The sequence below is a fragment of the Dactylosporangium sp. NPDC006015 genome (genome assembly GCF_040614215.1).
Lineage (GTDB): Bacteria > Actinomycetota > Actinomycetes > Mycobacteriales > Micromonosporaceae > Dactylosporangium > Dactylosporangium maewongense.
In genome coordinates, this window is the sequence record NZ_JBEXUD010000002.1 from 113794 (window position 1) to 137469 (window position 23676).

Sequence of the window (23676 nt, forward strand, 5' to 3'; positions counted from 1 at the left end):
CCAGGCGCTGCACCGCCCCGACCGTTGGCACTCACCTGTTGCGAGTGCCAACTCCTGTTTAGCACTCTGGCCCGTCGAGTGCAAGCAAAGCCGAGGTGACGGCCAGGGTGGTCGAAGCGTGCAAACACCTACAAATCAGGCATGAATGGCACGAACAATGGCGGAAAAGACGCAGGGCACCGTTCCTCATCAATGAGGACGGTGCCCCGGCGGGGGTGGACGAACGATCTGTCAGGCGAGGTGACGAACCTTCTCGGCCTGCGGGCCCTTCTGGCCCTGCGCGATCTCGAACTCGACGCGCTGTCCGTCTTCCAGCGATTTGTAGCCATCCATCTCGATCGCGGAGAAGTGGACGAAGACGTCCTGCCCCCCGTCGACCGCGATGAAGCCATAGCCCTTTTCGCTGTTGAACCACTTGACGGTGCCCTGTGCCACGGTGCACTTCCTCTGCTTTCGGTCCCTCTTCGTACTCCGGCTGGCTGTGGGGACCAGCCTTGAGGTCCTCGGCCGGCACGCCGGGCCATGAGCGTGGCACCGGCGCGAGGATCGACGACCGAAACGGACGGTACACGAGACAACCCGAGACCCGACAGCCCCAAATCGGACAGCAAGGTCACGGTTCATGCGCACGCAAAAGGTTTCCGATGGGACCTTTCTTGAGCGGTCCGACAAATGCCAGCGCATCGTCAGGCGTCGAATCGTACCGGTAAAGAATAAGCAAAATGTCAGACGAATGTGGATGGAAGCGCCGATCTTGCGGTTGTGCCAGGAAGCCGTGACTGGAACCACGCAACCGCCCACAACCGCAAGATCGGCCTACTTCCGCACTGCTTCCGTGCCCGCGGAAGGTGCGGACGTCAACTCGCGGAGCTTCCGCAAGGGTGACAGAACGAGCGGCACCACCGAAACCAGCATTCCGGCGCACGCCACCCAGATGGTCTCGTGCACGCCGATGACGGTGCCGAGCGCGCCGCCGACGAGCCCGCCGATCGGCATCGTGCCCCAGACGATGAACCGCATCGTGGCGTTCATCCGGCCGAGCAGGTCGTCGGGCGTGATCGTCTGCCGGAAGCTGACCTGGGTCACGTTGTAGACCACGACGCCGATGCCGAAGACGATGCTGCCCGCCGCCGCGAGCCAGAGCCGCCAGTCGTCGCGCGCGAACGGCACCAGCAGCTCGCCGAGGGACGCGGCGAGCATCGAGATCCACATCGCCGGCCCCTGCCCGAACCAGCGCACGAACGGCCCGACCAGGAACGCGCCGGCCAGCGCGCCGAGCCCGGTGACGCTGAACCACAGGCCGATGACCGCCGGCGACAGGGCGAGGTCCCGGGCGAAGTAGACGATCAGCATCGCGCCGTACATGGAGCCGAAGAAGTTGCCGGTGCCCGTGCACATGGAGATCGCCCGCAGCAGCCGGTTGCCCACGACGAACCGGAGGCCCTCCAGGATCTCCCGGCCGAGGTGCGCGTCGGGCTTGCGGGCCGGGCGCTCCTCGATCTTGCGGATCCGCCACAGGAACAGCGCCGACAGCACGTAGCTGGCCGCGTCGGTGGCGAGGGCGAGCGGGCCGCCGAGCACCTTGACCAGGCCGCCGGCGACGCTCGGGCCGCCGATCTGGGAGGTGGAGCGCACCATCTCCAGGATCGCGTTGCCCTCGACCAGGCGGTCCTTGCCGACCAGGAACGGCAGGTAGCTCTGGTACCCCACGTCGAAGAAGACCGTGCACACCCCGCAGAGCAGGCCCACCACGTACAGCTGCGGCATCCGCAACGTGTCGCTCCACCACGCCAGCGGCACGGAGGCGAGCAGGACCGCCCGCAGGAGGTCGGCGACGATCATCGTCTCGCGCCGCCGGAGCCGGTCCACGAGGGCCCCGGCGGGCAGTCCGACCAGCAGGAACGCGGCGGTCTCGCAGGCGGCCAGGACCCCGACCTCCAGCGCGGTCGCGTCGAGCGTGAGCACGGCGACGAGCGGCAGCGCGAGCAGGGTCACCTGGGTGCCGACCTGGCTGATGGTGTCGGCGGTGAAGAGCAGCCGGAAGTCGCGATCGCGGAGCAGGCCGAGTCTCACGGACCCACTGTCGATGACCGATTGGGAAAAGTCAATCGTTAGACTCGGACGATGCGGCGACCAGCGACCGACGCGGAGGCCAAGGCACTCGCCTCCGGCGTCCGCCTGCGCATCATCCGGCTCTGCCTGGACCGTGCGCTCACCAACAAGGAGATCGCCGAGCGGCTCGACGCCAACCCGGCGACCGTGCTGCACCACGTCCGGACGCTGGTCGCGACGGGGTTCCTGGTGCCTCAGGAGGAGCGCCGCGGGCCGCGCGGCACGCGCGAGGTGCCCTACCTGTCGACGACCAAGTCGTGGCAGCTCAGCCTCGGCGACCAGGGCGCGGGCACCAACCGGGCGATGCTCGACGCGTTCAACGACGAGCTGGCGATGCTGGACGGTCAGGCCGACACGGTCAACTTCGCCCGGCTCGGGCTGCGGCTCACCCCGGCGGAGTGGCAGGAGCTGCAGGACCGCTTCGAGACGTTGCTCGACGAATACGCCGGCCGCGAGCGCACCCACGGCCGACCTTATTCGATCTTCCTCGCCATGTACGAGGACCGCTCACGCGACTGACGCCTGCCAGTTGGCCCACCGGTCGAGCGCGCGGAAACCCATCGCCTCGTTGATCGCGATCATGTGCGAGTTGACCTCGGCGTTGAACGTGTCGACGATCCGGACCGCCGGCTCCTGTGCGCGCATGGTCTGCAGGTTGACCAGCTTGGAGATCAGGCCGAGCCGGTGCCCCCGGTGCGCCGGGTGCACCAGGGTGATCTGCTGCCACGCGTGCCAGTCGACGGTCTTGCTCATCCGTAGCGCGCTCAACGCGACGAGCCGGCCGGTCGCGTCGTGGATGACGCCGGTCTCGTACGGGCGCGCACCGTAGCGGGCGCGCGTCTCGTACACCCGCCGCAGACGATCGGCGTCGACCTTCTCCGCCTCCAGGTCGAGGTCACCCTTCGGCGCCTCGTCGAGGAAGGAGCTGTCCAGCAGCGCCATGTCCTCGAGCAGCTCCTCGGGCGGCGTGTTGCCCCACTGGACGGTGCTGTAGCCGGCCGCCTTCGGCCAGCTCGTGGCGAGCATCCTCGCCAGCTCGGCATCGTCGGCGGTCGACAGGTCGAGCCGGCGGCGCACGTCCAGGAGCTTGTTGTCCAGGCCGAGCGCCGCGGCGAACGGCGCCGAGGAGCCGGTCGGCGCGCCACCGGCGTCGGTGATCACGCTGAACCCCATCACCGAGGTGCGACCACGGGCCAGGCCGAAGCCGACCGCGTGCCGGAACAGCGCCCGCCCGACGCCCCGCCGCCGGTGCTCCTTCAGGACCAGCACGTCGAGGAACGATTTGTTCAGATTGTCGAATATCGGGAGATCCGCCTGTACGAGCCCGACCGCGAGACCGTCGCGATACGCCAGGAACGTGTGCCGGTCCGTGCCCGGCATCGGCAGGCGGACCCGGACCTCGTGCTCGGCCCGGCAGCTCGGTGGGAAGTCCGGCAGGTCGGCGAGGATCGCCTCGTTACCGATGGTGAAGGCCGCGTCGACCGCCGCCGGGTCATCGGCGTCCAGCTCGACGATGCTGAGGTCCTGACTCATGCCCGCCAGCGTGGCGCAGAGACGTATCGACGGACAACAGATATACGGGGACCGGTGGAAATGGTCGAGAGGACGCTCGCCAACACCTCCGGTGTTGTGGTCGCGGGCCTGGACCAGGGTCCGGGCCTCGCGGCGACACGTCCTCCCGCACCGAGCATCCTGGCGCGCGGTCCTGAGGTCGTCAAGTCCCTCGCCGGGTGGCTTCGAGACGCACGGCTTGAGCGCGGTCACACTGCGTCGCGACCGGCTCCGTCGATCGGCTGAGTCGCCCCTCGTCCAAGGAGTGAAAGCGCTCTCTCAGCCGCACCCGAGCCGACACCGTCCGTCACGGCGTCGGCGGGTTGCGCGAAAAAATCAGCCCTCAGCCGAAATGGCCCGGACCTCAGCTCACCAGCCCGGCCTCGCGGACGGACTTCAGCGAGGGCTTGACCCGGTGCGTCGGGCCGACCGTGCCGGCGACCGCATCGAGGGTCTTCAGCCCGTCGCCGGTGTTGAAGACGACCGTCTCCTTCGACGGGTCGAGCCTGCCGGTCTCGACCAGCTTCTTCAGCACCGCGGTGGTGACCCCGCCGGCGGTCTCGGCGAACACGCCGGTCGTGCGGGCGAGCAGCTCGATGCCGGCGCGGATCTCGTCGTCGTCGACGTACTCCATCCAGCCGCCGGTGCGCCGCACCGACTCCAGCGCGTAGACGCCGGCCGCCGGGTCGCCGATGTTGAGCGACTTGGCGATGCCCGTCGGCTTCACCGGGACGATCTCGTCGGTGCCCTTGTGCAGCGCCACCGCGATCGGGTTGCAGCCCGCGGACTGCGCGCCGAACACCGTCCACTCCGTGTCGGGCACGAGCCCGATCTCCACCAGCTCGCTGAACGCCTTGTCGATCTTCGTCAGCAGCTCGCCGCTGGCCATCGGGATCACGACCTGCGCCGGGATCCGCCAGCCGAGCTGCTCCGCGACCTCATACCCGAGCGTCTTGGACCCCTCGGCGTAGAACGGCCGCACGTTGACGTTGACGAACGCCGTGTCCTCGAACTCATCGGTCTCGGTCAGCTCCGAGCACAGCCGGTTGACGTCGTCGTAGGACCCCTCGATCGCCACGACGTCACCGCCGTACACAGCGCTCATGACGACCTTGCCGGGCTCCAGGTCCGACGGGATGAACACCGTCGACGGCACCCCGGCCCGCGCCGCGTGCGCGGCGACCGAGTTGGCCAGGTTGCCGGTGGAGGCGCACGAGTAGCGGGTGAACCCCAGCGCCTTCGCCGCCGTCAGCGCCACCGAGACGACCCGGTCCTTGAACGAGTGGGTCGGGTTGGCCGAGTCGTCCTTCACCCACAGCGCGCCGGTGATGCCGAGCTCCTTGGCCAGCAGATCCGCCTTGACCAGCGGGGTCAGCCCCGGGTCGAGGGTCACGCGGCTGGCGGGGTCGGTGCCGACCGGCAGCAGCGGCGCATAGCGCCAGATGTTCTGGGGGCCGGCTTCGATCTGCTCGCGGGTGACCCGGCCGAGCGCCTCGGCGTCGTAGCCCACCTCGAGCGGGCCGAAACACTCGTAACAGGCGTGCTGCGCGGCGAGCGGGAACTGGGCGCCGCAGCCACGGCAGACCAGGTGGCGGGCGGGAGAGTCGGTGAAGACGCCGAGCGTCGAGGTCATGGAGGCCTTCCTCTCATCTTTCCCAGGTGCATGGCCTTGCGCACCGGGACGGATTTGGCACCTACCGCGACCGGACTCAGCGTCGAGACGTGTCGCAGGGGTTGCCGGGGCTTCATCGGGCCGTATCCCTCTGCCCCTCTGGATGAGGTATTCAGTTGTGACGTGCTGTTCGCGTGGTTCGTATTCGAGTGTAAGGGCCGACACGGGTGCCGCTGTATGAGTCATCTCACGAGATGGACCTGACTACGGTTTCACTCATGCATCCCGACGCGGCGGACTGGTTCGCCAAGCGCACCTCGGCATGGCGCGACTGGCCCCTCGCCGACCTCTACGACCGCAAGGGCGACACCCGGATCAGCGTCGTGCTGCCGGCGCTGGACGAGGAGCCGACCGTCGCCGAGATCGTCACCGGCGCGCGCACCCTCATGCCCCTCGTCGACGAGGTCATCGTGGTCGACTCGGGCTCCGTCGACCGGACCGCCGAGGTCGCCCGCCAGGCCGGCGCCACCGTCCACCACCGCGACGACATCCTCCCCGGGACCGGCTCCCGCCCCGGGAAGGGTGAGGTGCTCTGGAAGGCCCTGGCCGTCGCGACCGGCGACATCCTGGTGTACGTCGACGCCGACCTCACCGACTTCCGGCCGCACTTCGTCACCGGCCTCCTCGGCCCGCTGCTGGACGACCCGGCCACCCAGATGGTGAAGGCCTTCTACGACCGCCCCCTCCTGGACGTCTCGGCCGGCGGCGGCGGGCGCGTCACGGAGCTCGCCGCCCGCCCGCTGCTCAACGCCTACTTCCCCGCCCTGGCCGGCGTCGTGCAGCCCCTCGCCGGCGAGTACGCGGCCCGCCGCTCCCTGCTGGAGTCCCTGCCCTTCGCCGCGGGCTACGGCGTCGAGACCGGCCTGCTCATCGACACCTACCGCACCGCCGGCCTGGACGCGGTCGCGCAGGTCGACCTCGGCCAGCGCACCCACGGTCACCAGGACACCGCGGCCCTGGGCCGCATGGCCGCCACGATCCTGCACACCATCCACGCCCGGGTCACCCCCGGCGCCCCGGTCTGGCCGACCCTCACCCAGTTCGTCAGGCGCACCGGCACTGTCACCCCGGCCGACCATCCGGTCGCCCACCCGGACCGCCCCCCGATGACCACGATCCCGGGCTACCAGAGGCCGCTCGCCTAGCCGTTTCCCGTCGCTGGTACGCCGTGCGCAGGCCCCGTGGTCAGAGGGGGTCGGTGGCGGGGGTGAAGCCCCAGAGCGTCGAGGTGGTGATGGCGGCGCCGGCCAGGGCGGTCAGGACGGCGAGCCACTCGGCGGCCAGGAGCCAGACCGGGGTGTCGATGACGGCGGCCGGCGGGTCGCCCGTCAGGGTGGCGACCACGACGACCACCGCGACCAGCGACAGCAGGACCAGGGTCAGCACCACGGTCAGGCGCAGGGCCCAGTGGCCGAAGGTGCGGCCGGTGGCGAAGAGCAGGGCGCAGACGGCGACCAGCGACGCGGCCGACGCCGAGGCCAGGGCGCCGATGAGGGTGAAGATCTGAGCGGTGAAGGCCTCGGCGGGGCCGCTCATCGCGTTGGAGGAGGCGACGTATGAGGTCCAGGCCGCCAGGTTGGCCTGGTCGTAGTAGAGGGTGCCGGAGAGCGCCGCGAGGCCGAGGACGAGGAGCCAGGCACCGCGGAGCGCCGAGGTTCGCATGGACCGGCACCCTACCGGTCAGTACGCGAGACGCATTCAGCTCACCACGTCTTTTCGCAGAAAGCGCCACCACGCGAGGGAGAAGAAGACGGTGGCGTAGGCGAGGGAGGCGATGCAGCCCTTGACGATGTCGTCGGTCTGCAGCGGGGTGGAGAGCAGGCCGAGCCAGGCGTCGTTGTAGTGGGTGGGCAGGAAGTTGCGGAGGTTTCCGAGGGCGGTGATCTGGTCCAGGATGCTGGACAGGATCTGCAGCAGCACCGCGCCGCCGACGGCGCCGAGCGGGGCGTCGGTGGAGACGGAGAGCAGGAACGCGAGCGAGGCCACGACCAGGAGCGACACGCACAGGTAGCCGACGATCTCCAGGAGGCGGACGACGCTCGTGCCGGCGGCGATCTCCCCGCCGATGGGGGCGTTGAGCGGGGCCCAGCCGTAGCGCAGGGTGCCGGCCAGCATCGCGGTGCCGACCAGGACCAGGACCGCGAGGAGGCAGTAGAGCAGCGCCGCGGTCACCTTGACGCCGAGCAGCCGGGCCCGCGGGACGGGCATCGCCAGCAGGTACCGCAGGCTCCCCCACGACGCCTCGCTCGCCACCGTGTCGCCGCAGAAGAGGGCCACGACGACGACCAGCAGGAAGCCGGACGAGACGAGCAGGGTGAAGAGGGTGAAGTTGGCCCCGCCGCCGGTCGCGAGGTCGGCGAGGCGGGAGAACTCGCCGTTGTTGCCGCCCTCGTCGTCGCCGCCGCTGTCGAGCTGGAAGGCGATCAGGATGATCAGCGGCAGCAGGACCATGAAGCCGAGCGCCATCTGCGTGCGGCGGCGGGCCGCCTGGCGGCGGATCTCCGTCCAGAGGGAGAGGGTCGCGCCGGGACGGTAGCCGGGTGCGCCACCGACGACGCCGCGCTCGGAGGAAGAAGAGGAAGAGGAAGAAACAGCAGAAGTACTCATGACCGCTCTCCACTGGCCTTGGTGTCGCCGCCGACGAGCGACAGGAACGCGTCTTCGAGCCGCCGCCGCGGCGTCACCCGGTCGACGCCGACGCCGGCCCGGACCAGCGCGGCGACGACCTCCGAGCGCGGCACGCCGTCGATGTCGACGACCAGGCCGCCGTTGCTGCCGGCCGGGATGACCGTGCGGACGCCGTCGAGCTCGTCGAGGACCTTCGTGGCGGCGTCCACGTCGGTCACGTCGATCTGGGCGGTCGGCGAGTCGCCGACGATGTCGTCGACCTTGCCGGTGGCCACGACCTCGCCCCGGTGCATGACGACGACGTCGGTGCAGGTCTGCTCGACCTCGGCGAGGAGGTGGCTGGAGACCAGGACGGCGCGGCCGCCGGTCGCGTACCGGCGCAGGACCTTGCGCATCTCGGCGATCTGCGGCGGGTCGAGCCCGTCGGTGGGTTCGTCGAGGACGAGCAGCTCGGGGAGGCCGAGCATGGCCTGCGCGATGGCGAGGCGCTGGCGCATGCCGTGGCTGTAGGTCTTGACCCGCCGGTTGACGGCGGTGCCGAGACCCGCGATGTCGAACGCCTCGTCGAAGTGGGCGTCGTCGAGCGGCCGGCCGGTCGCCGCCCAGTACAGGTGGAGATTCTGCAGACCGGTGAGGTGCGGCAGGAAGCCGGGCCCCTCCACCAGGGCGCCGACCCGGGACAGCACCGGCGCGCCCGGCAGAAGCTGATGGCCGAAGACGAGGATCTCGCCCTGGCTCGGCCGGGTCAGCCCCATCAGGACCCGCAGCGACGTGGTCTTGCCGGCGCCGTTGGGGCCGAGGAGGCCGACCACCTGCCCGCGCTGGACGGTGAAGTCGACCTTCGCGACGGCGACGAAGTCACCGTACGTCTTGCGCAGCCCCCGCACGACGAGCGGCGTGTCCACGTGCTCGGGGTCGACGCGGCGCTCGATCCGCCGGGCGCGGGCGCGGGCGACCAGGATCGCGACGGCGAGGCCGACCACGATGAGGGCGACGAGCGCGGCGAGGACGTAACGCCAGATGACGTCGGGGTTGGCGATCGGCGTGCCGGCCACGTCGGGCAGGGTCAGCGCGCCTTCGACGGCGACCTGGTAGACGAGCGGGTCCGGCGGCGACCAGTACGCGCTGTCGGCGGCGGCGACGGTGACCCGGACCCGGCTGCCGGCCTCGAACCGGTGCACGACCGCGGGCAGCGTCACGGCGATCGGCTGCGCGTCGGCGATGTCCTTCGGCAGCCCGGTGAGGCGCACCGGCGCGATGAGCCCGTCCGGGATCGACGGGGCACCCTTGGCGGGCACGTCGTAGAGCTTGACGAAGAGCACGGCCTCGCCGGTCGGCGACGCCGCCCGGATGCGGACCGTGGGCGCGCCCGCCACGTCGAGGGTGTCGGGCAGCGGCGCGGACGTGTAGTCGGCGTGCTGGCCGGGGATCTCGGCGGACACGCCGCTGCCGAGCAGGCTCGCGATGTTGGCGATCGGCAGCGAGGAGATCCCGGACGGGGTGCCGTTGGGCGGGTTGGCGATGCTCGTCGGGACGCCGATCAGGGCGACGCTCTCGGTGGAGGTGCCGCCGGTGCCGGGGTAGGTCGACGTCGACGACGCGGTCGTGACGAGCCCGCGCCCCCGGGCGTTGAGGCCCGACACGCGCGAGTAGGTGAAGCTGGTCGGCGGCGCCTCGCCGTTGCCCTTGATGTAGTGGTCGAGCCACTGCGCGGTCAGGTACCGCAGCCGGTCGACCTCGGACTGCGGCCCGGTGCCGCCGTCGTGCCCGCCGGTGAACCACGCGACCCGCACCGGGGTGCCGGTGGCGGCGATGCCGCGGGCGTTGGCGTCGCTCTCGCTGAGCGGGAACAGGGTGTCGACCTGCCCCTGTACGAGCAGCGTGGGCGCCTTGATCTGGTCGAGCACGGACGCCGGGCTGGACCGGCGCAGCAGCGCGATCGCGTCCTTGTCGGCCTCCCCGGTGGTGGCGATGTCGAGGTACGCCTCGCAGACGTCCTTCGCGAACCGTCCGCACTGGGCGTCGCCGGTCGGGGTCCGCTGCGGGGCGGCCTGGCTCGTCAGCGCCGAGCTGTCGGTCAGCGCGTTGCCGGAGCCGAAGAACAGTCCGGCCCACTGCTTCTTGAACACGCCGCCGGACGGGTCCTTGCCGGTGGCCTCGGGCAGGAAGGCCCGCGACAGGTCGTTCCAGGTGATCATGGGCACGATCGCGTCGACCCGCTTGTCGTGCGCGGCGAGCAGGAGGGCGAGGGCTCCACCGTACGAGCCGCCGACCGCCGCCACCCGCGGGTCTCCGGAACCGTCGGTCTGGATGTCGGGCCGGGCGGCGAGCCAGTCCAGCAGCCGCTGGGCGTCCTTGACCTCCCAGTCGGGGCTGTCGAGGTGGATCTCGCCGGTGGAGTCGCCGAAGCCCTGGGCGGTCCAGGTGAGCACGGCGTAGCCGAGGTCGGCGAAGTCCTCGGCGTCGGACTTCACGCTCCGCTTGGTGCCGCCGAACCCGTGCGCGAGCAGGATGGCGGGCTTCTTGCCGCTCTTCTTCGGCAGGTACAGCGTCGTGTCGAGGGTCACCTCGGTCGCGTCGTCGGGGCCGGTGCGCACGGTGATGCGCTGCTCCTGGGTGCTGAACGTGGCGGGCGAGGGGACGACCGCCCAGCCGACCAGGCCGACCAGCAGCAGGGCGGCCACCGAGCCGGCGATGACCCTGCGCCGGTTGAGACGCGGTAAGAGACGCATCGGCCAAACGTACGCAACACATGTTGCGCGATGTCGAATTCCTCAGCAGGTTCACAGCAAGCGGGCGAGTTATACGCTCGGTGCGTGGCCGCGACCTTGACGCTCACCGCCAGCCTGCGCCCCGCGGCCCTCGACGCCCGCCGCGGCGTGGTCCGGCTCCACCCTGAGGTCCTGGCCGCGCTGGGCCTGCGCGCCGGCGACCCGATCGCCCTCACCGGCCGCCGCGAGTCCGCCGGGATCGCCGCGGTCGCCGAGGCCAGCGCCAGTCGCGCCCTGCTCTACGCCGACGACCTCCTGCTGGGCAACCTGGGCCTGCGCGACGGCGGCCAGGTGACGGTCGCGGCGGCGCCGCTGCGGGCCGCGGCGTCGGTGACCCTGTCCGGCCCGCCGGAGATCGTCGGGGTCGTGTCGCCGGAGATGCTGCGGCTCGCGCTGCTGGGCAAGGTCGTCACCGTCGGCGACAACGTCTCCCTGCTGCCGCAGGACGTGTCGCTGACCTCGCTGGACCCCGGCGTGTTCGAGGCGGCGCGGCGCAGCCTGAAGAACACCGTCGGCTACGGCTGGACCAGCGCCCTGCTCACCGTCGTCGCCGCCGGCCCCGGCGCGGGCGCGCTGGTCACCATGGACACCGCCGTCGGCTGGCACCACGGCCACGCCACCCACGCGCCCGGCGGCCTCGTTCCTGTCGCGCCGCCGGCCGCCGCACCGGAAGCGGTCGCGCTCGACGACCTGCCCGGGCTCAGGGCGCAGGCCGAGCAGCTGGGCGAGCTGCTGGACCTCGGCTTCCACCACGGCGAGGTCCTGGCGAGGCTCGGCACGACGGTGGCGCTGGGGGTGCTGATCACCGGCCCCGCCGGCTCCGGCAAGTCAGCCCTGGTGCACGCCGTCGCGGCGAGCGTCGGGGCGCGGGTCGTCCCCCTGTGGGCGCCGGAGCTGGCGGCGCTCACCAACAATGCCGCCGCCGCCCGGCTGCGGGAGGCCGCCGGCGAGGTGCGGGCCGCCCGCCCGGCGATCCTGCTCGTCGCCGACGTGGAGGCCCTCGCGCCGCGCGACCAGCCGGGCCCGCTGTCGACGGTCTTCCGCCAGCTGATCGGCGAGCTCGTCCGCGAGGGCGAGGCCGTCGTCTGCACGACCAGCCGCCCCGAGTCCGTCGACCCGTCCCTGCACTCCCCCGGCCTGCTCGCCCACGGCATCGCCGTCCCGCTCCCCGACGCGGCCCTGCGCCGCGAGCAGCTCGCCGTCCTCACCCGCGGCATGCCGCTCGACGACGACGTCCGGCTCGACGACATCGCGGGCCGCACCCCCGGCTTCGTGGCGGCGGACCTCGCCGCGTTGTCGCGTGAGGCCGGTGTACGAGCGGCGCTGCGTCACCGCCGCGACGGGGACGGCACCGGCGTGCTGATGGCGGACTTCGAGGCCGCCCTCGAGGTCGTGCGCCCCACGTCGATGGCCGAGTCGTCGCTGGAGCTCGCCAAGGTCACCCTGGACGACGTCGGCGACATGGTCGAGGTCAAGCAGACCCTGACCGAGTCCGTGCTGTGGCCGCTGTCCTACCCGGACGCGTTCTCCCGCCTCGGCATCGAGCCGCCCCGCGGCGTGCTGCTCTACGGCCCGCCGGGCTGTGGCAAGACGTACCTGGTCAAGGCGATCGCCGGCACCGGCAAGGCCAACGTCCTGTCGGTGAAGGGCGCCGAGCTGCTGTCGAAGTGGGTCGGCGAGAGCGAGCGCGCGGTCCGGGAGCTCTTCCGCCGCGCCCGCGAGGCGGCCCCCACCCTCGTCTTCCTCGACGAGGTCGACGCCCTCGCCCCGACCCGCGGCCAGGCCACCGACGGCGGCACCACCGACCGGGTCGTCGCCGCCCTCCTCACCGAGCTCGACGGCGTCGAGTCCCTGCGCAACGTCGTCGTCATCGGCGCCACGAACCGCCCCGACCTGGTCGACCCGGCCCTGCTGCGCCCCGGCCGCCTCGAACGCCTCGTCTTCGTGCCGCCCCCGGACGCCGAGGCCCGCACCGAGATCCTCCGCGCCGCCGCGAAGTCCGTGCCCCTCGCCGCCGACGTCGACCTGCCCGCCCTGGCCGCGTCGCTGGACCGCTTCTCGGCCGCCGACTGCGCCGCCCTCATCCGCGAGTCCGCCCTGGCCGCCATGCGCGAGTCGCTGGAGGCCACCGAGGTCACCGCCGCCCACGTGGCCCTCGCCCGCGACCGCGTCCGCCCTTCCCTGGACCCGGTCCAGGTCGCCTGGCTCGCCGCCTACGCCGAGCAGCAACAGGCCCGCTGAGCGCCCGCCGTTTTCGCCGTCGCGGCGCTCAGCGGCGGCGGGAGCGGGAGGCGCGGAGGCGGCGGAGGCGCTGGACGACGACGGGGTCGTGGGCCAGGGCCAGCGGGTCGTCGAGGAGCGTGTTCAGCAGCTGGTAGTAGCGGGTCGCCGACAGGTTGAAGGTGTCGTGGACGGCCTGCTCCTTGGCGCCCGCCTGGCGCCACCACCGGCGCTCGAAGGCGAGGATGGCCTTGCTGCGCTCGTCGAGCTCCGGGGGCTCCTCGGCCGTCGCGAGATCGGGGCCCGCGTCAGGGTCCTCGTCGGTGTCCGCGACGTCGGTGTCGACGAAGTCGTCGGGGTCCTGGGTCGGGGGCTGCGCTGGGACCCGGGCGGCGGTGAGGTCGTCGCGCTGCATCGCCCCACAGTACCGGCGGGACGGGTCAGGCGGTCACGATCTTGACGCCGGCGGCGGCGAAGGCGGCCAGGGTCTCGGGGGTGGCGTTGAAGTCGGTGACCAGGGTGTCGATGCGGTCGATCGGGCAGATCCGGGCGAACGCGTGACCGCCGAGCTTCGAGCTGTCGGCGATGATCACGACGCGGCGGGCGCGGGCGACCATGAGGCTGTTCATCGCGGCCTCGCCCTCGTGGTGGGCGGCGGCGCCGAGGGTGACGTCGAGCGCGTCGACGCCGAGCAGGGCGATGTCGAGGGTGACGTCGCGCAGGATGTTGCCGCCGAGCGGGCCGACGAGCTCGAAGGACTGCGGGCGGACCACGCCGCCGGTCACGACGATCTTCATGCGGGAGCGCACGAGCAGCTCGTTGGCGATGTTGAGGGCGTTGGTGACCACGGTGAGCTGGGCGTCGTCGACGCCGCCGGTGAGCTCGGGGCGCACTGCGAGCGCGCGGGCGACCTCGGTGGTCGTCGTGCCGCCGTTGAGGGCGACGACCATGCCGGGCGAGACCAGGGCGGCCGCGGCCGCGCCGATGCGCTGCTTCTCGGGTGCGTGCTTCGCCGTCTTGTACCGCAGCGGCAGGTCGTAGGAGACGCCGTTGGCGACCGCCCCGCCGCGGGTGCGGGTGATCATCTGCTGCTGCGCCAGCTGGTCGAAGTCGCGGCGGATCGTGGCCTGCGAGACGTCGAGGCGCTCGGCCGCGTCCTCCACGCTGATGCGCCCGCTGTCGGTGAGGATCTCGAGGAGCGCATTCCAGCGCGCGTAGCGGTCCACGAGCCCCTCCCTGCGCGTACGGTGCGAGATGTGTGCACAATAATGCGCGAAACTACGGGTAAACGCAAAGGCAACTGCTCAAACTAACCTCAGGGGTACGGTTGCCAGCCTGCCCGACAGTGCGCAATGATGCGCGAACCCGCCCGGCTTCATGCCACATCGATCAGCGCGAGGACGAGCTACACATGACGCAGACCGTGATCGCCCTCGATGTCGGGGGCACCGGGATCAAGTGTGCGCTGGTCGGCGCCGAGGGCGAGGCTACACACCAGGTCCTGCACGCCGAGCGGCACGCCACCGGCCGCGAGCGGGGGGCCGAGGCGGTCATCGCGACGATCCTCGACATCGCCGAGGGCCTCGCCACCACCGCGCGCGCGAAGGGCCTCGACCCGCGGGCCGCCGGTCTGGCCGTCCCGGGCGTGATCGACGAGCGCAACGGGATCGCCGTCTGGGCCGCCAACCTCGGCTTCCGCGACGTGCCGCTGAAGGCACTGCTGGAGGAGCGGCTGGGTCTGCCCGCCGCGCTGGGCCACGACGTGCGCGCCGGCGGGCTCGCCGAGGCGCGGCTGGGCGCCGGGCGCGGCCACTCGTATGTGCTGGTCATCCCCATCGGCACCGGCATCGCCGCGGCGAACGTCGTGCACGGGCAGGTCTACACGGGCGCGCACGGCGCCGCGGGCGAGATCGGCCACATCGTCGTCCGGCCCGGTGGGCCGATGTGCGGGTGCGGGCAGCGCGGCTGCCTGGAGTCGATCGCCTCCGCGTCGGCCGTCGGTCGCCGGTACGGCGAGCACGCCGGCCGTCCCGCCACCGCCGAGGACGTGGCCCGGCTGGCCGCGGAGGGCGAGCCGGCCGCCGTCGCGGTGTGGCAGGAGACCATCGACGCCCTGGCGGACGGCCTGATGACGGGCATCGCCCTGTTCGACCCGGCGGTCATCGTCCTCGGCGGCGGCCTCGCCGAGGCGGGCGAGGCACTGCTCGCCCCGCTGCGGGCGGGGGTCCACGCCCGCGTCACGTTCCACCGCGAGCCGGAGATCACCCGCGCCGCGCTCGGCGACGAGGCCGGCTGCCTCGGCGCCGCCCTGCTCGCCCTGGACGCACTGCAAGACCAGCGCAACGACAGCACAGGAGGAACGGCATGACGGTGGTGTCCGGCGTACGGGTGATCGCGGGCGACCGCGTCATCGACAACGGCTTCGTCCGGGTCGAGGGCGACCGCATCGCCGAGGTCGGGCAGGCCTTCACCGGCGCGGTCGACGCGACGGCCGGCACGGTCGTGCCCGGGTTCGTCGACATCCACGTCCACGGCGGCGGCGGTGCCACGTTCACCACCGGCGACCCCGAAGCGGCCCGCGTCGCCGCCGCGTACCACCTGAGCCACGGCACCACGACGATGCTGGCGAGCCTCGTCACCTCGCCCCCCGACCTGATGCTGTCCGCCACGAAGGCGTTCGCGCCGCTGGTCGGCGAGGGCGTCCTGGCCGGCGTGCACTTCGAGGGCCCGTACCTGTCGCAGGCGCGGTGCGGCGCGCAGAACCCGGCGCACCTGCGCCACCCGTCGCTGGACGAGCTCAACTCGCTCATCGACGCGGGCGAGGGCGCCGTGCGCATGGTCACCGTCGCCCCCGAGCTGCCCGGCGCCCTGGACGCCATCAAGCTCCTGGTCTCCCGCGGCGTCGTCGCCGCCCTCGGCCACACCGACGCCACCTGGGAGGAGACCCTCGCGGGCGTCGACGCCGGCGCGACGGTCGGCACCCACGTCTTCAACGGCATGCGCCCGCCGCACCACCGCCAGCCCGGCCCGGTCTTCGCCCTCCTCGGCGCCGCGCCGGTCACGTGCGAGTTCGTGGCGGACGGCGTACACCTCCACGACGGCACCCTCGCGTTCGCCGCCTCCGTCACCGGCCCCGCCCGCGCCGCCCTCATCACCGACGCGATGGCCGCCGCCGGCATGCCCGACGGCGAGTACGAGCTGGGCGGCCAGAGCGTCGCCGTCGCCGACGGCGTGGCCCGCCTCACCCGCGACGGATCGATCGCCGGCAGCACGCTGACGATGGACGCCGCCTTCCGCCGCGCCGCGGGCGCCGGCCTGTCCCTCGTCGACGCCTCCCGGATGGCCTCGGCCACCCCCGCCGCCGCCATCGGCCTCGCCGACGACCTGGGCACCCTACGCCCCGGCCGGCGCGCCGACCTCGTCCTCCTGGACGACGCCCTTCACGTCACCCGCGTCATGCGCTCCGGCGCCTGGGTGTCCTGAACCGGGCCTGACCAGCGGGCGAGCCGGCGCGGCAGCGGGATCGTGTCCCACGGGACCCGTTGCAGGATGCGGTCGAGGACGAGGCCGAGGCAGATGGCGGCGAGGCCGTCGGTGACCCAGTGGAAGCTCAGGTATGTCGTGGTGAAGAGCACGATCGCCGGGGCGCCGTAGCGGATGGCGCGCAGCTGGCCAGGGCGGAGCAGGCCGCCGAGGAGGATGGCGAGCACGCCGTACCAGACGATGGCGTTGACCACGTGCCCGGACGGATACGACATGCCGGTGGGCACGTGGAAGAGGTACTCCGGGTGCACGACCTTGTGGTCGCTCGCGGCGGTCCGGTCGGTCCACACCTTCAGCGGGCCGATCGTCAGGTACGTGATGACGAAACCGCCGATGACCGGCAGCGCGGGGCGCACGGAGTGGGTGCGCCGGCCGACGACCAGCGCGGTCAGCACGGCCAGGGGGGTGAGGACCTGGCCGCCCTGGCCGAGGTAGTTGAAGACGCGGGCGGTCCAGTAGGCCCACGAGGGGCGGTGCGCGTCGACGAGGTCGCGGACGGCGAGGTCGAGTGACAGCAGCGGCGTCCGGAGCGCGAGCGCGACGGTGATCGCGGCGAAGAGTGCCAGAAGCACCAGGTCGAACCACAGGGCCGGGCGCACGTTCCGCATGCCGCAAGACGCTACCCGACAGCGGGAACGGCGCCCGGACCCTGCACAGGACCTTTACACGAGGTTCCTGATGTCCGCCGCGATGCGGTCCATGCGGACGCCGGAGTTGGGGCAGCCGCCGAAGTGGTGCAGGGCGATGACCTTGTTGGTGCGGCGGGAGATGACGGGCGAGCCGGACGAGCCGCCGTCGGTGTCGCAGTAGTACGACATGTCGGTGTCGACGTCGTAGCCGTTGTACGCGGGGTTGGCGACCGCGCAGTTGCCGGAGCGCTCGCTGCTGTCGTAGGTGGTGATCACGGTCGGCATGCCGCGCGGGTGCTGCGGGATGTAGAGCTCCTCGCCGCGGACGGGGGCGCGGTCGTCCATCTGGAGGTAGCCGAAGCGCGCGATCGCGTCGAAGTTGCGGACCGTGAAGAGGGTGTAGTCCAGGACGTCGTCGGTGGCGAGGACCTGGTCGGCCATGACCTTGACCGGGCGCAGGGTGGGGCCGCCGCCGCACTGCGCGCACTCGTAGTTGAACCACACCTCGGTGTTGCGGGCCTCGCGGGTGGTGGTGAAGCAGTGCGCGTTGGTCATCATGCGGTTCTTCGTGCCGACGCGCCACGCGGTGCACAGCTCGACGCCCTGGATGAGGATGCGCGCGACCGGCTTGGAGTTGGCGTACGCGACGGGGTCGGCCGACTTGTAGCAGGCGGCGTTCTCCTTCTCGTCGCTGTCGCAGATGCTCTCCGTGTGCGGCGCCGCGGCGGCCAGCCGCTCGGCGGCGGCCTGCTCGGCGGGGGTCTGGCCGCGGGCGATCTTGTCCACGCTCAGGCCGAGGCCGGCGAGCTTCGACTTGATGCCCAGCGGGTCGCCGGCCCGCTCGACGCTGACCGTGGCCGACTCGCCCGAGACGGACATCGTCCAGTTGTCCGCGTCGCGCAGCTGGGCCGCGCTGTACCGGTGGACCTCGTCGCCGGTCGCGTCGCTGACCTTGACCGTGTCGCCGGGCTTGAGCTGCAGCCGGGAGAAGTGGACCTTCACGTAGTCGGCGCCGGGGTAGCGGAACGTCGACGCGTCGCCGGTGATCGGCTCGATGACGCCCGACACCGTGGCGGCGGGATTGTCGTGCGCGGGCGCCGCGAACGCGGACGCCGTCGCCGGCTGTCGTGCGGGGACGAACGAGGTCGCGGCCGCGACGCCCGCCCCGGCGAGCGCCACGATGGCGCACGCCCCGGTGACCAGCAAAACCCTACGGCGCATGAGCGCGATCCTCCCGATGGTCCGCATGAAGGAACCGCCCGGACTGTTAGGGGTAAATCGGGCGATCCGCCTCATTCAACGACGGATCCGGTGCGGAGGAGGCGGGAAGTCAGGGAGTTGGGTCGACCGTCCCGCCGGTCTGAGCCAAAAGGTTGCCCAGCCCCACCCGGGTCGCCACCACGATGAGCAGGTCACCGGCGCACAGCACGTAGTTCGGCGGCGGGCTCCAGACGGTCTGCCGCCCGTCGTCGGTGGTGACCGCCAGCACCCGGACCTCGCCGACGTCCTCCGCGGAGCCGACCGGCCCGCCGTCGAGGTCGGAGGCGGCGACCACCGGCACCTCGGCCAGCAGCAGCACCTTGCGGTCGACGGGGATGGTGCCGATCACCTCGCGCTCCAGCAGCGCCGCCGCGAAGGCCGGGGCCGCGAGGAACGACACGCTCCGCGAGGCGGTGATGCCGAACGCCTGCTGCACCCGGTGCGCGAACGCGCCGTCGAAGAGCCGCAGCACGACCCGCAGGTCGGGCTTGAGCTCGCGGCTCTCCAGGGCCGCCTCCAGGTTGGCCTGGTCGTCGGTGGAGACCACGACCAGCGCCCGGCTGGTGTCCACCGACGCGGCGCGCAGCGTCGCGACGCGGCTGGCGTCGCCGACGATGAACGGCACGCCGCGGTCGCGGGCGGACTGCGCGCCCCGGGCGTTCTCGTTGCGGTCGATGACGACGACGGGCACGCCCAGGTCGACGAACGCGTGCATGACGCGGGTGCCGACGTTGCCGAGTCCGACGAGCACGACGTGGTCCGACAGCGGCTCCCGCAGCCGGCCGAGCGCGATGGCCAGCTTCGCGTTGACGATCGTCTCGACGACCGCCGCGGTGATGACCGGCACCAGCGCGATGCTGACCAGGCTCAGCAGGACCGTGACGAGCTTCTCGGGCCAGCGCGCCTCCAGGTCGGGGCCGGCGCCGACGAGCTCGGACAGCAGCGTCACGTAGGCCGCGTCCCACCACGGGACGTCCCTGAAGCTCGCGATGATCGCGGTGCCCGCGGCGAGCAGGCCGGCCATGATCAGTGAGGTCGTCCAGAGCCGGCGGCCGACGAGTCCCTGGTACGCGCGGAACGGGTCGCGCAGCCACCGCCAGCGGCGCCGCCGGTGCACCTGGCGGATGTCGTCCTCACGGGCGACGACGGTGCTGACGGGCTCGCCGGTCGCGACGGCCAGCACGAGGTCCGCGGCGCCCTGGTCGGCGGGGAGCAGCACCGGCTCGCCGTCGCCCTCGGTCACCGCCAGCCCGCAGATCACGTCCTCCGCCCGCACCTCCGGGCGGCGCGCGACGAAGAGGGTGCGGCGCGCGACGCGGACGTGCACCGGGGCGACCTCGCCGAGCGCCTCCGATACGAACGCGGGCGCCGCCATCTGCGCGTCGGACAGGACGCGGAGGTCCGCGAAGTTGCGCCGGACGCTCTGCCCGAGGCGCAGGTTGAACATCCGGATGACGAACCGCAGCCCGGGGTTGATCTCCTGGGCCTGCAGCGCCGCGTCGAGGTTGCCGATGTCGTCCTGCTTGACCAGCGCGAGCGCGTCGGCGGTCGCCAGCCCCGCGAGCTCGAACGCGTCCCGGTCGGGGTTCGCGGCCTCGATGACCCGGCCGCCGCGCTCGCGCAGCAGGCGGGCGATGCCGGGCCCGTAGCGCTGGTCGACGCTCGGCAGGATCGCCGTGACGTGCACCCCGTACTGGTGGATCAGCTCCTCGATCAGGCGATACGCGAGGGGATCGTCACCACAGACGACGATGCGTTTCGTGGCCGCGAGCCGAGGGGGGCGGCGCGGATCCGAGAAGGGCTCGACCCACCACGGACGGGTGATCGCCTGAGCGTTGGGAAGGCCGCTGCGGAGCCGGCGCATCAACCATGATTCGGACTCCACAGGGCGATCCTAACGAAGATCACCAACGCCCGGGGGCCCACTCGATCGACAACTGCCGCGTCACTTTGTCCGGGTTGGTCGTTGAACAGGCGATCGGATTTGTCGACCAGATTGGTTTACGAGGATGAACACGTGGTTTCGCCGGGCGGTCGGCACCGTCGGTGTGGCCGGCGGCATTTTGCTGCTCGGTGCCGGTGCCGCACACGCCGATGACGCCCTGGTGCCCGGCCAGCTGGACGATCTCTTGTCGCCCGCCGGCGGCCCCAACAACCAGTCGCTGCAGCTCGAGGCGCACGGCTCCCGCATCGACACGAGCGCGGACAGCAGCACGCAGGCGGGCCGCCGCACCACCTCGACGCAGATGAGCAGCCCCCGGCTGCCCAGCGTGCTGGACATGATCCCGACCGAGATGCTGGGGCTGCCCCGCGCGACGTCGAGCAAGGTCTCCAACCTGCAGTCGGTGCCGAACCAGCTGCCGGCCGAGGGCTCGGTGGCGGCGCTGCCGCTGGTCGGTTCGCTGCAGCAGTTCGGTCTGCCGGGGGTTTCCGGTGTACCGGTCGCCGCCGGTGACACGCTGCACGGCACGTCGATCGCCGACACCCGCACCGCGTTCCCCGGCGTCCCGGGCGAGGCGACGAGCCTCCCGCTGGGCAACACCGCCGGCGGCGGGCTGCCGCTGGTCGGCGGTCTCGGCGGCGGCACGGGCGGCCTCCCGCTGGTCGGCGGGCTGCCGGTGCAGGGCACGCTCAAGCCCGTCGACGACTTCGCCATCCCGGTCGGCACCGGCGGCAAGCGCTCGGGCAACCAGCGGATCTCGGGCACGGAGGCGGACTCGGGCCTGCCCATCGGCGAGCTCCCGCTCGGCGGCAGCGACGTGCTGAAGAACGACTCGATCACCGGCGTCCCGGTGATCGGCGGCGTCGGCCCGACCCCGGGCGTCAGCACCACCGCGGTCGCGAACCGTCTCGTGCCCACGACCGGCGCGCTGCCGCAGGCCGCGAGCCAGCTGCCGCTCGTCACCGAGAAGACCTACGCGCCGCGGCACGCCTCGGCGTACTCCCCGCGGCACTCCGCCGGCGCTTCCGCCTCGGCCTCGGCCTCGGCGGGTGCTTCGGAGGAGGCGCTGCCGGTGGTCGGCGGGCTGCCGCTGCTCAACGGCATCGCCGGCGGCAACCTCCCGCTGGTCGGCGGGCTGCTCGGCGGCCGCTGACCGTCCTCGCACAAGGAACGGCCGGCGGTCGCCGACCGTCATACAGAAAGGCCGGCGGTCACCCGCCGACCGTCCACATGAGAAGGGCCGGCGGTCATCCGCCGGCCCTTCTTCACTTCCGTAGCGGCGCCCCGGCGTCGTGCAGGTGGCGCAGCGCCTGCGAGTAGGAGTCGACGAACGTCGCCGACAGGTACGGCACGCCGATCTCCGCGCAGTGCCGCTCCACGATCGGCTGCGCCTTGCGCAGGTTCGGGGTCGGCATGTTGGGGAACAGGTGGTGCTCGATCTGGTAGTTCAGGCCGCCGAGCAGCACGTCGACCAGGACCCCGCCGCGCACGTTGCGGGAGGTGAGCACCTGCTTGCGCAGGAAGTCCAGCTCGTCGTCGCCGGTCAGGGTCGGCATGCCCTTGTGGTTCGGCGCGAAGGTCAGCCCCAGGTACAGGCCGAACAGCCCCTGGTGGACCGCGATGAACGCGACCGCGATCCCGGGCGACAGCAGCGCGAAGACGGCCACCAGGTAGGCGGCGAAGTGGCCGTACAGCAGGAAACCTTCGAGCTTGGAGCGCTTGATCCTGCCGATCGCGCGGGCGCTGGACACGTGCAGGTTGAACCCTTCCAGCAGGAGCAGCGGGAAGAACAGCACCGCCTGCCAGCCGCCGATGAGCCGGGCCAGGCCCTTCGCCTCGCTCGCCTGGCGGGTCGACCAGACCAGGATGTCGGGCGCGACGTCGGGGTCGTGCTCCTCGTGGTTGGGGTTGGCGTGGTGGCGGGTGTGCTTGTTCATCCACCAGCCGTAGCTCATCCCGATGCCGAGGTTGCCCACCAGCATGCCGAGGATCTCCGAGATCCGGGACGTGCGGAACACCTGCTTGTGCGCCAGGTCGTGGGCGACCAAGGCCACCTGGGCGAACGCGACGGCGAGCAGCGCGGCGGCCAGCAGCGCCCACCAGGACGAGCCGATGAGGGCGAGTGCGGCCCACCCGCCGGCGTAGAGGGCACCCACCAGGGTGAACCGCAGGGCGTAGTAGCCGGGGCGGCGGTCGAGCAGACCGGCCGCACGGATGTGGCGGGACAGTGTCGTGAAGTCTGAGGTGCGGTCGGCCAGCAGCGTCATGCGTCAAGCCTCGCGATCGCGGGCCTCCGGAACGAGCCGGGCAGCCCCGCTGTTTGTGGTGGTGCTGCCCCTACCCTCGGGCCCCGTTAGGGTTGGAAAGGTGCCAGTGCTCATCGGCTCCTACGCCGACCAGATCTCGTTCTTCGACGACGACTTCAAGCCGTCGGCCCCGCCGATCCGCGCGTCGTCGCCCTCATACCTGGCCGCCTCCGCCGACGGCGGTGTCATCTACACGGTGGCCGAGCTGGACGAGGGTCACGTCGCCGCGTTCCGCCTCGACGGCACCCCGCTGGGCTCGCTGCCGACGGGCGGTGCCTCCCCGTGCCACCTCGCGGTCGCCGGCGGGTTCGTCCTGTCCGCGAACTACCAGGGCGGCAGCGTCTCCGTCTTCGCCCTCGACGCCGGCGGCGGCCTGGCCTCACGCACCGATCTCGTGCAGCACACCGGCAGCAGCGTGAACCCGGACCGGCAGAGCGCGCCGCACGCCCATCAGGTGACCGTGCGCGATTCCCGCGATCCCCGCGATTCCACGGTGTACGTGGTGGACCTCGGCCTCGACCAGATCGTCCACTACCGCCTGACGTCCTCGGGCGTCCTGGAGCGGCAGCGCGCCACGTCCGTCACCCCGCTGGGCAGCGGGCCGCGGCACCTGGTCCTGCACCCCGACGGCCGGGTCTTCGTCGCCAACGAGCTCACCTCGACGGTCGCCGTGCTGGACCGCGGGTTCGAGATCCTCGACGTCCAGCCGTCGGTGCTGGTCCCGCCCGCGGGCGACAACTTCCCCAGCGAGCTGCTGCTGTCGGCCGACGGCACGCGCCTCTACGTCGCCAACCGGGGCAACGACACCATCACCACGTTCGCCGTGACCGCCGGCGGCCTGTCACCGCTCGACGAGGTCTCCACCGGCGGCACCTGGCCCCGCCACTTCGCCCTGCTCGACGGCGCCCTCGCCGTGGCCAACCAGCACTCGGACACCGTCACGCTGCTGGAGCTGGACCCCGCCACCGGCGTCCCGCAACCCGGCCGGACGGTCCTGGAGCACCCGTCCCCGAGCATGGTCCTGCACCTGCGCTGACGTCTG

The 23676-nt window shown here is 72.0% G+C and carries 20 protein-coding genes and 1 riboswitch; of the genes, 7 read left to right on the forward strand and 13 right to left on the reverse strand.

Translation table 11 applies throughout. The features are described 5' to 3' along the window. Positions 1 to 231 precede the first annotated feature (231 nt). Together ABZ321_RS03665 and ABZ321_RS03670 are read right to left on the reverse strand one after the other, a co-directional pair. Positions 232 to 435 (reverse strand): cold-shock protein, encoded by a 204-nt coding sequence (locus ABZ321_RS03665; protein WP_203848689.1) that lies wholly within the window; start codon positions 433 to 435, stop codon positions 232 to 234. 381 nt (positions 436 to 816) lie between these two features. Then, on the reverse strand, positions 817 to 2073 hold the full coding sequence (locus ABZ321_RS03670; protein ID WP_354889116.1) for an MFS transporter: 1257 nt from the start codon (positions 2071 to 2073) through the stop codon (positions 817 to 819). A 51-nt stretch (positions 2074 to 2124) separates the two neighbouring features. Between ABZ321_RS03670 and ABZ321_RS03675 the strand changes: the two genes are divergently transcribed. Next, positions 2125 to 2631: a helix-turn-helix domain-containing protein gene (locus ABZ321_RS03675; RefSeq protein WP_344514258.1), complete on the forward strand. Its 507-nt coding sequence runs from the start codon at positions 2125 to 2127 to the stop codon at positions 2629 to 2631. Here the strand turns inward: ABZ321_RS03675 and ABZ321_RS03680 are convergent. Then, positions 2620 to 3645 carry a GNAT family N-acetyltransferase gene (locus ABZ321_RS03680; RefSeq protein WP_354889118.1) on the reverse strand — a complete coding sequence of 342 codons (1026 nt, stop codon included), beginning with the start codon at positions 3643 to 3645 and terminating at the stop codon, positions 2620 to 2622. The genes ABZ321_RS03675 and ABZ321_RS03680 overlap by 12 nt on opposite strands. Before the next feature lie 382 nt (positions 3646 to 4027). Then, positions 4028 to 5296 (reverse strand): threonine synthase, encoded by a 1269-nt coding sequence (gene thrC, locus ABZ321_RS03685; RefSeq protein ID WP_344514262.1) that lies wholly within the window; start codon positions 5294 to 5296, stop codon positions 4028 to 4030. Between the two features lie 10 nt (positions 5297 to 5306). After that, positions 5307 to 5445: riboswitch (SAM riboswitch) on the reverse strand. 108 nt (positions 5446 to 5553) lie between these two features. Between thrC and ABZ321_RS03690 the strand changes: the two genes are divergently transcribed. After that, positions 5554 to 6480, forward strand: a complete 927-nt coding sequence (locus tag ABZ321_RS03690; RefSeq protein ID WP_344514264.1) for a glucosyl-3-phosphoglycerate synthase — start codon at positions 5554 to 5556, stop codon at positions 6478 to 6480. Between the two features lie 40 nt (positions 6481 to 6520). On the opposite strand, the gene ABZ321_RS03695 is transcribed toward ABZ321_RS03690, so the two are convergent. The 3 genes from ABZ321_RS03695 to ABZ321_RS03705 are packed head-to-tail and all read right to left on the reverse strand — an operon-like array spanning position 6521 to position 10695. Further along, entirely contained in the window at positions 6521 to 6997 is a 477-nt protein-coding gene (locus ABZ321_RS03695; RefSeq protein WP_344514266.1) for a hypothetical protein, read from the reverse strand. Between the two features lie 36 nt (positions 6998 to 7033). Further along, entirely contained in the window at positions 7034 to 7942 is a 909-nt protein-coding gene (locus tag ABZ321_RS03700) for an ABC transporter permease (protein ID WP_344514268.1), read from the reverse strand. Next, on the reverse strand, positions 7939 to 10695 hold the full coding sequence (locus ABZ321_RS03705) for an alpha/beta fold hydrolase (RefSeq protein ID WP_354889121.1): 2757 nt from the start codon (positions 10693 to 10695) through the stop codon (positions 7939 to 7941). The genes ABZ321_RS03700 and ABZ321_RS03705 overlap by 4 nt, the downstream gene beginning before the upstream one ends. Before the next feature lie 84 nt (positions 10696 to 10779). Here ABZ321_RS03705 and ABZ321_RS03710 point away from each other — a divergent pair, with 84 nt between their 5' ends. Further along, positions 10780 to 12975: an AAA family ATPase gene (locus ABZ321_RS03710; protein ID WP_344514272.1), complete on the forward strand. Its 2196-nt coding sequence runs from the start codon at positions 10780 to 10782 to the stop codon at positions 12973 to 12975. Positions 12976 to 13003: 28 nt separating this feature from the next. On the opposite strand, the gene ABZ321_RS03715 is transcribed toward ABZ321_RS03710, so the two are convergent. Continuing rightward, complete coding sequence (locus ABZ321_RS03715) at positions 13004 to 13369, reverse strand: DUF3263 domain-containing protein (RefSeq protein WP_344514274.1); 366 nt, start codon at positions 13367 to 13369, stop codon at positions 13004 to 13006. A 25-nt stretch (positions 13370 to 13394) separates the two neighbouring features. Next, complete coding sequence (locus ABZ321_RS03720) at positions 13395 to 14180, reverse strand: DeoR/GlpR family DNA-binding transcription regulator (RefSeq protein ID WP_344514276.1); 786 nt, start codon at positions 14178 to 14180, stop codon at positions 13395 to 13397. A 185-nt stretch (positions 14181 to 14365) separates the two neighbouring features. Between ABZ321_RS03720 and ABZ321_RS03725 the strand changes: the two genes are divergently transcribed. Together ABZ321_RS03725 and nagA are read left to right on the forward strand one after the other, a co-directional pair. Further along, on the forward strand, positions 14366 to 15322 hold the full coding sequence (locus ABZ321_RS03725; RefSeq protein ID WP_344514278.1) for an ROK family protein: 957 nt from the start codon (positions 14366 to 14368) through the stop codon (positions 15320 to 15322). Further along, a complete protein-coding gene (gene nagA / locus ABZ321_RS03730) occupies positions 15319 to 16437 on the forward strand; it encodes an N-acetylglucosamine-6-phosphate deacetylase (protein WP_354889124.1) in 1119 nt (372 codons plus the stop codon). Before ABZ321_RS03725 ends, nagA begins: the two co-directional genes overlap by 4 nt. Here the strand turns inward: nagA and ABZ321_RS03735 are convergent. The 3 genes from ABZ321_RS03735 to ABZ321_RS03745 all read right to left on the reverse strand — a co-directional run bounded on the left by ABZ321_RS03735 (position 16395) and on the right by ABZ321_RS03745 (position 20271). Then, positions 16395 to 17105 (reverse strand): phosphatase PAP2 family protein, encoded by a 711-nt coding sequence (locus ABZ321_RS03735; RefSeq protein WP_354889126.1) that lies wholly within the window; start codon positions 17103 to 17105, stop codon positions 16395 to 16397. The two genes, nagA and ABZ321_RS03735, sit on opposite strands and share 43 nt — an antisense overlap. A gap of 54 nt (positions 17106 to 17159) precedes the next feature. Beyond that, a complete protein-coding gene (locus ABZ321_RS03740) occupies positions 17160 to 18347 on the reverse strand; it encodes a serine protease (protein WP_344514287.1) in 1188 nt (395 codons plus the stop codon). A 109-nt stretch (positions 18348 to 18456) separates the two neighbouring features. Further along, complete coding sequence (locus ABZ321_RS03745) at positions 18457 to 20271, reverse strand: NAD-binding protein (RefSeq protein WP_354889128.1); 1815 nt, start codon at positions 20269 to 20271, stop codon at positions 18457 to 18459. A 124-nt stretch (positions 20272 to 20395) separates the two neighbouring features. On the opposite strand from ABZ321_RS03745, the gene ABZ321_RS03750 reads away from it, so the two are divergent. Next, positions 20396 to 21481: a hypothetical protein gene (locus tag ABZ321_RS03750; RefSeq protein ID WP_354889130.1), complete on the forward strand. Its 1086-nt coding sequence runs from the start codon at positions 20396 to 20398 to the stop codon at positions 21479 to 21481. A 112-nt stretch (positions 21482 to 21593) separates the two neighbouring features. On the opposite strand, the gene ABZ321_RS03755 is transcribed toward ABZ321_RS03750, so the two are convergent. Beyond that, positions 21594 to 22595: an acyl-CoA desaturase gene (locus ABZ321_RS03755; RefSeq protein ID WP_344514292.1), complete on the reverse strand. Its 1002-nt coding sequence runs from the start codon at positions 22593 to 22595 to the stop codon at positions 21594 to 21596. 100 nt (positions 22596 to 22695) lie between these two features. Here ABZ321_RS03755 and ABZ321_RS03760 point away from each other — a divergent pair, with 100 nt between their 5' ends. Then, positions 22696 to 23670 carry a lactonase family protein gene (locus tag ABZ321_RS03760; RefSeq protein WP_354889132.1) on the forward strand — a complete coding sequence of 325 codons (975 nt, stop codon included), beginning with the start codon at positions 22696 to 22698 and terminating at the stop codon, positions 23668 to 23670. The last annotated feature ends 6 nt before the right edge of the window (positions 23671 to 23676 follow it).

Bases quoted from the DNA above. Each gene is read 5' to 3' on its own strand.
- ABZ321_RS03695 (WP_344514266.1), bottom strand. From the start codon at position 6,997: ATGCGAACCTCGGCGCTCCGCGGTGCCTGGCTCCTCGTCCTCGGCCTC.
- ABZ321_RS03675 (WP_344514258.1), top strand. From the start codon at position 2,125: ATGCGGCGACCAGCGACCGACGCGGAGGCCAAGGCACTCGCCTCCGGC.
- ABZ321_RS03740 (WP_344514287.1), bottom strand. From the start codon at position 18,347: ATGCGCCGTAGGGTTTTGCTGGTCACCGGGGCGTGCGCCATCGTGGCG.
- thrC (WP_344514262.1), bottom strand. From the start codon at position 5,296: ATGACCTCGACGCTCGGCGTCTTCACCGACTCTCCCGCCCGCCACCTG.
- nagA (WP_354889124.1), top strand. From the start codon at position 15,319: ATGACGGTGGTGTCCGGCGTACGGGTGATCGCGGGCGACCGCGTCATC.
- ABZ321_RS03690 (WP_344514264.1), top strand. From the start codon at position 5,554: ATGCATCCCGACGCGGCGGACTGGTTCGCCAAGCGCACCTCGGCATGG.
- ABZ321_RS03735 (WP_354889126.1), bottom strand. From the start codon at position 17,105: ATGCGGAACGTGCGCCCGGCCCTGTGGTTCGACCTGGTGCTTCTGGCA.
- ABZ321_RS03680 (WP_354889118.1), bottom strand. From the start codon at position 3,645: ATGAGTCAGGACCTCAGCATCGTCGAGCTGGACGCCGATGACCCGGCG.
- ABZ321_RS03700 (WP_344514268.1), bottom strand. From the start codon at position 7,942: ATGAGTACTTCTGCTGTTTCTTCCTCTTCCTCTTCTTCCTCCGAGCGC.
- ABZ321_RS03715 (WP_344514274.1), bottom strand. From the start codon at position 13,369: ATGCAGCGCGACGACCTCACCGCCGCCCGGGTCCCAGCGCAGCCCCCG.
- ABZ321_RS03755 (WP_344514292.1), bottom strand. From the start codon at position 22,595: ATGACGCTGCTGGCCGACCGCACCTCAGACTTCACGACACTGTCCCGC.
- ABZ321_RS03725 (WP_344514278.1), top strand. From the start codon at position 14,366: ATGACGCAGACCGTGATCGCCCTCGATGTCGGGGGCACCGGGATCAAG.
- ABZ321_RS03750 (WP_354889130.1), top strand. From the start codon at position 20,396: ATGAACACGTGGTTTCGCCGGGCGGTCGGCACCGTCGGTGTGGCCGGC.
- ABZ321_RS03705 (WP_354889121.1), bottom strand. From the start codon at position 10,695: ATGCGTCTCTTACCGCGTCTCAACCGGCGCAGGGTCATCGCCGGCTCG.